This window comes from Massilia sp. P2_C2 (assembly GCF_056404615.1).
The window spans coordinates 23,266-29,790 of sequence record NZ_JBFUDR010000042.1; the positions used below are offsets into that span (position 1 = coordinate 23,266).

Below are 6,525 nucleotides of genomic sequence, written 5' to 3' on the forward strand. Positions count from 1 at the left end.
TCGGGCCGCTATCCAAAAGCGCGATAGCGCATCCCCCGGATCCGTCACTCGTCCAGATTCTCCAGCTTGCCCAGGCAGCGGCGCTGGAAGCTGTCCAGGCTGTCCGTCACGAGCGCATCGTCCTCCGCGATGACGCCCGCGTCCAGCAGCAGGCGCAGCTTGGCGATGCGGTCGCCCAGCGCGAGCGCCTGCGCCAGCGCCGTGTCCGGCTCGCCGGCGTGGGCGATCGCGTCGTGGACGTCCTGCGGGAATTCCCAGTGGCGGGCGATGCCGGCCGACAGCTCCCGCCCCACGGCCAGCATGCCGATGCCGAACTCGGCGGACCGCGGCATGGCGCCTTTCGGCGACAGGCGGTCGGCCACCCGGAACCCGACGATCAGCCCGACGTTCTGGATCAGGCCCGCCAGGTAGGCCTCGAACGCGCCGGCCGACAGCCCCGACGCGACGAGGCTCGCGGCCAGCGCGCACCGTTCCGACTGCTGCCAGATGCGCGGCGCGGCGCGGCTCGCGAAACCGCYGGCCTGCATCCTGATGACCGGCCGGAATGCAATGCGGGCCAGCAGCATGCGCAGGCCGGCCTGGCCGAGCCGCATGATGGCGGCCTCGATGGTATTCACCGGCGCCATCGCACTGAAGTACGAACTGTTGGCCTCGCGGATTACTTCCGCCACCAGCACGACGTCCTTCGCCACCATGGTCTTCAGCTCTCCGGCGGAGGCGCCATCGTCGCCCAGGCTGCCCAGCAATTGCTGGATCACTTCCGGTACGCGCGGCACCAGGCCGGCCGCCTCGTCGGGACGGCCGGCCAGCGCGCGCGCCTCGTCCAGCATCGCCTGCTCCAGCTCGGCGGGGGCAGAGAAGCCCGCAGATCCGGTCAGCCAATTGTAGTAGGCGACATCGATGTCGTGTCCGATGCGCCCGCCCTGGCGCTCCTGTTCCCTGGCCCTGGCCTGCCCAGAGGCCGCGGCCTGGCCGGTGCCGCTGTCCGAACCGCCCATTAAACGAGAAATCCACCCCATGACGTCGCCCTCCGCACCTATCAATACGCGTTAATACGCAAATGAATATCTTGATGGGGATTGTGACAAAACACTTGCCGTAGCGCAACCTGTAAATATGATTACCATCAGGTAAGGTCCAGCCGGATGTTTCCGTCCTCGTCGCGGTCGACCCGCGTGATGCCCGGCTCGTCCCGCTCGAGCCGGTCCAGCTCGCGCTGGCGGCACATCTCCTCCTGTCCGACCGCCGGCGCCGGGCGCTGCAACCTCTCCTTGCGCGCGAACGCCTCGCGCACCGTCGCCACGAGCTCCTCCTGCTGCCAGGGTTTAGCCAGGTAACGAAACACTTCGGCGCGGTTCACGGCGTCCGCGATGTCGAGGATTTCGGTGGTGGCGCTCACGACGATGCGGATCGCGTCCGGCTGCAGCCCCTTGACGAACTGGAGCACGTCGGCGCCGTTCAGGCCGGGCATGCGGTAGTCCGAGATGACGACGTCGAAATCCTGCTCGCCGACGCGCAGCACGGCGGCTTCCGGCTCGTCGAATACCTCGATCGCGACGTCTTCCTGCGCGAATGCCGCGCGCAGCGTGCGCCGCAGCGCACTCAGCACCCCCGGCTCGTCGTCAAGAATGAGAATGCGCCGCATGGCCCGTTGCCTTCACGTAGAGTTGTAACTGCACCGCCGCCCGGCGCTCGTAATCGGCGAGCTGCTTCACCATCCGGTCGTTCAGGACGTGATCCGCCGACAGCAGCAGTGCGCCTTCCGCCGACAACAGGTCGCGGCTGAGCACCATGCCGGGCCTGAGCCCGGCCACGTCCACGGCGACATCCGCGACGTCGTCCGTGATGCTGCGGCCGGTGCGGATGTCGTAGAATGCCTCGACGACGCCGGGGTCGTAGCGCTTGCCGCTGCCTTCCACGACGAGCTCCGTCGCCTGCGTGGCGTCGACCTGCCGTTGCACGAGCAGGCCCCGCTGCAACGCCTCGAAATCGCGGACCACGGCCAGGATGCGCGCGCCGAGCGGAATGTCGAAACCGGCCGCGCCATCCGGAAAACCGGCGCCGTCGAAGCGCTCGCGATGGGCGCGGATGATGCGCGCCGCCTCGCGCAATTCCTCGAGCGGCATCAGCAACTGCTCGCCCAGGATGGGATATTTGCGGTACAGCCCCAGGTTCTCGCCCTTCAGCAAGGATTCCGGCATGGCGATCAGGTCGTCCGGCAGCCCGGTCTTGCCGATTTCATGCAGCAGGCCGGCCACGAACACATCCTGCGCCTCGCGCTGGGACAGGCCCATGCGCAGGGCGATCCGGCGCGCCAGGTCGGCGACGCGCCGGCCGTGTCCGGCGACCGCGCCGCTGCGCGTCTCGACGAGGCCCGACAAGACCTTGATCAGGGTGATGAAGTTGCTCTTCAGGCGCTCATGCGAGTCCTGCAGCGATTTCTGCGCCGTGCTCAGCGCCGCCGTCCGGTCGCGCACGCGCTCCTCGAGCGTCGCATTCAGTTCGCGCAGCTGCTCGTTCTGCTGCCGGGTCAGGGCCTCCAGCCGTGCCTTTTCGCGCTGCAGCGCCTGGCGTTCCAGCGCGTCGCGGACGATCAGCAGGATGGCGTCCTCGTTCCACGGCTTCGTGATGTAACGCCAGACCTCGCCCCGGTTGATCGCGCCGATGGTGGCCTCGTGGTCGGCGTGGCCCGTCAGCAGCAGGCGCAGCGTGTCGGGCCAGCACTGGCGCACGCGTTCGAGAAATTCGGTGCCGTTCACCTCGGGCATTTGCATGTCGGAGATCACGATGTCCACGTGTTCCTCCTCCAGCACGGCCCACCCCGCCGCGGCGCTCCCGGCGCACAGGACCCGGTAGTTCTCGCGCCGAAACAGGCGCCGCAGCGCCGCGAGGATGTTCGGCTCGTCGTCGACGCACAGGATCGTGCCCGCGGGCGCGGCCGCTGCCATGGCGGTCCCCGAGCTCATGGGCGGTCCTCCTCGACGTGGCGGACCGGAAGGTGGATGCGGAACGTAGTGCCGACCCCTTCCTCGCTTTCCACCTCGATGCGGCCGCCGTGCTTCTGGATGATGCCGTAGGACAGCGAGAGGCCGAGGCCCGTCCCCGTGCCGACAGGCTTGGTGGTGAAGAACGGATCGAAGATGCGCGACCGGATGGCCGGCGGGATGCCGCAGCCGGTATCGGCGATCTCGATCCACACGTGGTCGCCGTGGGTGCCGGTGCGGATCGTGATCCGTCCGCGCGGCCCCTGGATCGCCTGGGCGCCGTTGACGACGATATTCATGATCACCTGGTTGATCTGCGTAGGGAGGCATTCGACGTCGGGGATGTCGCCGTATTCCYTGACGACGTCGGCCTTGTACTTGAGTTCATTGTTGACGATGTTCAGCGTCGAGTCGATGCCGTCGTGGAGATTGCTCCATTGCCAGTCCTGGTGGCTGTCCACCCGCGAGAAATCCTTGAGGTCGGCGACGATCTGGCGCACCCGCTCGATGCCCTCGCGCGACTCGGCCATCAGCACCCGCACGTCGCTCACGACGAAATCGAGGTCCACCTGTTCGCGCAGGCTGGCGATCCGGCGCAGCGCATCGGCGTCCGCAATGAAGCGCTCGGCCTGTTCGTAGCTGACAATGACCCGCAGCAGGTCGGTGATATACGTCTGCAAGGTGCCGAAGTTGGAAAACACGAAGCTGATGGGATTATTGATTTCGTGCGCCACGCCGGCGGCGAGCTGCCCGATGGACGCCAGCTTTTCCGACTGCAGCAGCTGGGCCTGCGCCCTGGACAACTTTTCGTTCAGCTCGGTAAGCTCCAGGTTGCGGCGCAGCAGTTCGGCTTCGACGTTGTCGTTCATGATTCGTCCTTACATGAGAAGCTGGCAGGCCTCTTCGAACTGCCCTTCCGTCTCGCGACACACCGCCAGCAGGTGCTCGGGCGTGAGGCGCAGGCCGTCCCAGGTGCCGTCGAGCAGGCGCGGCACGGCGGCATGCGGGCCGCCGCCCAGGTCCAGCGCCTGCACCAGCGCATTGGCCGCATGCACCACGCCCGGTACGTCGAACAGGTCGGCACCGGACGGCGCGTCATGATGGCCGATCGCACGCTGGATCAGCGGCGGGAAGCGCCACGTCTCGGCCAGCAGCTGGCCGGCGCGCTGGTGATCCACGCCGAGCACGCGCAGTTCCGCCTCGGCCACGGTGATGTCGTCGCGCGCGACCGCCTCGATCACCCGTGCGTACTCGTCGGGAAAGCTGGTTGCCAGCACGAGCCGGCCGATGTCGTGCAACAGGCCGGCGACGAACGCATAGTCCTGGTCGAGGCCCGCGTGACGGGCCAGGTTCTTCGCGCCCAGCGCGGTTGCGATCGAATGGCGCCAGAAGTCCGCCATGTCGATCTGATGCGCACCCGCGCCGAAGTTCTCGATGACGCTGCTGGCCACGGCCAGCGCACGCGCGCTGTCGAAGCCCAGCACCACGATCGCCTGCTTGACCGTCCTCACCTTCGCCGGCAGGCCGTAGAACGACGAGTTCGCGAGGCGCAGGATCTTCGCGGCCAGGGCCTGGTCGCGCGACATCTTTTCCGCCAAGGTCGTCACGTCGACGTCCTCGCGCCCGAAGGAACTGATCAGGTCGAGGACGATGGAGGGCAACGCGGGCAGGTCGCGTACCCGTTTCACGACCTGGGCCAGGTCGACCGCGCTCATGACAGGGCCGCCATGCGGTACTGTTCGACGACGTCGCGCAACAGCGCGTTCGCGCGGCCGTCGCCCGCGCGGCGGCACAGGTGCGCGAGCCGCTCCTGGACGCGCGCGCGCTCGGCCGCGAGCTGCTCCGGCGCCATCGTGTCGTCGACGACCAGCAGCGTCTCGATGCCGCGCCGCGCGAGGGAGCGCAGCAGCGCGCCGCTCAACACGGTCTGCCGGGGCAGCAGGACATTACCGCCGGCGTCGCGCACGTCTTCGTGCAAGACCATTCCCTCGCCGGCTTCGTCGACCGGAACGACCCGATAGCGTTTCATGGTGATGCTCCTTCGGTCATGGCAATCAGCCAGCCGCGCGACTGGCTGCCGCTGCCCATCGGATTCAGGCTGCCCGCCAGGCGCCTGCCGGCCAGCCGATGCTCGAACGTGCAGCCCGCGCCTTCCGGCAACTGGTCGGGCAGTCCGGGGAACAGCTGGCGCACGTCGCATCCCAGGACCTGCCCATGTCCCGCGAACAGGGCAAGGGCGGCACGGTTGGCCAGCACGATGGTGCCCAGGTCGTCGCTCGCGAGCACCGGCACCGGCACGTGGTCGAGCGCTTCGTGCACGATGTCCAGGCTGATCTCGCCCCGTTCGATGTCGCCCTGCTGGCGCGCCAGCACCGTCTCCAGCTGGCGGTTGACGGCCGCGAGCTTCTGGTTCGCGGTGCGCACCTGCAGCGTCAGCAGCCGGTTCTCGTTCGCCATCGCGCCATACGCCACGGCTTCCTGGATATGGCTGCGCAACTGGTCGTCGTCCCAGGGCTTGGTCAGGAACTTGTAGATCGCGCCCGCGTTGACGGCATCCGTCACCGTCTGCAGTTCCGTGAAACCGGACAGCACGATGCGCACCGTGTCGGGATAGAGCTGGCGCACCGTGCGCAGGAATTCGACGCCGGTCATCTCGGGCATGCGCTGGTCGGACACGATCACGTCGACGGCATGTTCGGCCAGCAGCTGCAGGCCCTCGCTGCCGCTGTTCGCCATGAGGATCCGGTAACCGTCGCCGCGCAGCAGGCGCCGCAGCGACGACAGGATGCTCGGCTCGTCGTCGACCAGCAGCAGCGTGGGCTGCGTACGGTTGAAGCGCAGCAGGCGCGGCGCCAGCCCGGCACCGGCCCGCAGCAGCGCCGTCATCGCCTCGGCGGACACCGGCGCGGACACGAAGGCGCCCTGGATCTCGTCGCACATGTGGCGCGACAGGTACTCGCACTGCCCTTCCCGTTCGACCCCGTCGGCGACGACGCGCATGCCCAGGCTGTGTCCCATCGTGACGATGGATTCCAGCAGCGCCGCGGCGCCCTCCCGTTCCGGCACGCCCGCGAGGAACGAGCCGTCGATCCTGAGCGCGTCGATCGGCAGCCGGCGCAGGTTGGCGAGGCTGGAACAGCCGGTGCCGAAATCGTCGATGCACAGCCGGATGCCGAGACGCTGCAAGGCGTGCAGGCAGTCGGCCAGGCGGTCCACGTCATCCATCAGCACGTGTTCCGTCAGGCCCAGGTCGAGACACGTCGGCGGCAACCCCGCATCCATCAGCACGTTTTCGATGGACTCCTGCAGGCCGGAGAGCGCGAACTGGCGCGCCGACAGGTTCACGACCACGCGCAGCGCGGTGAACCCCTGGGCATGCCAGCGCGCCGTCTGCGCACACGCGCTGCGCAGCAGCCAGTCGGCCAGCTCGGCGCCGAGGCCGCATTCTTCCGCGATGCCGGCCAGCGTGGCYGGCGGCACCGTGGCGCCATCCTGGTCGAGACGCACCGCCGCCGCCACCGCGCAGATCGCGCCCGTGACG

Annotated in this window: 7 protein-coding genes; all 7 read right to left on the reverse strand. The window is 68.3% G+C overall.

Annotation, left to right across the window (positions count from 1 at the left end):
• Positions 1–44 precede the first annotated feature (44 nt).
• The gene (locus tag AC1DYX_RS07640; protein WP_477257926.1) at positions 45–1,019 is read right to left on the reverse strand and encodes an HDOD domain-containing protein; all 975 of its coding nucleotides are present in this window, start codon (positions 1,017–1,019) and stop codon (positions 45–47) included.
• 107 nt (positions 1,020–1,126) lie between these two features.
• Positions 1,127–1,645 (reverse strand): response regulator, encoded by a 519-nt coding sequence (locus tag AC1DYX_RS07645; RefSeq protein ID WP_477257928.1) that lies wholly within the window; start codon positions 1,643–1,645, stop codon positions 1,127–1,129.
• A complete protein-coding gene (gene nosR, locus AC1DYX_RS07650) occupies positions 1,623–2,966 on the reverse strand; it encodes a response regulator c-di-GMP phosphodiesterase, NosR family (RefSeq protein WP_477257930.1) in 1,344 nt (447 codons plus the stop codon). Before nosR ends, AC1DYX_RS07645 begins: the two co-directional genes overlap by 23 nt.
• Positions 2,963–3,853: an ATP-binding protein gene (locus tag AC1DYX_RS07655; protein ID WP_477257932.1), complete on the reverse strand. Its 891-nt coding sequence runs from the start codon at positions 3,851–3,853 to the stop codon at positions 2,963–2,965. The genes nosR and AC1DYX_RS07655 overlap by 4 nt, the downstream gene beginning before the upstream one ends.
• A 9-nt stretch (positions 3,854–3,862) precedes the next feature.
• Entirely contained in the window at positions 3,863–4,699 is an 837-nt protein-coding gene (locus AC1DYX_RS07660; protein ID WP_477257934.1) for an HDOD domain-containing protein, read from the reverse strand.
• Entirely contained in the window at positions 4,696–5,013 is a 318-nt protein-coding gene (locus AC1DYX_RS07665) for a hypothetical protein (RefSeq protein WP_477257936.1), read from the reverse strand. The genes AC1DYX_RS07660 and AC1DYX_RS07665 overlap by 4 nt, the downstream gene beginning before the upstream one ends.
• A partial coding sequence (locus AC1DYX_RS07670) for an EAL domain-containing protein (RefSeq protein WP_477257938.1) occupies positions 5,010–6,525 on the reverse strand: 1,516 nt, incomplete at its 5' end. The genes AC1DYX_RS07670 and AC1DYX_RS07665, both read right to left, overlap by 4 nt.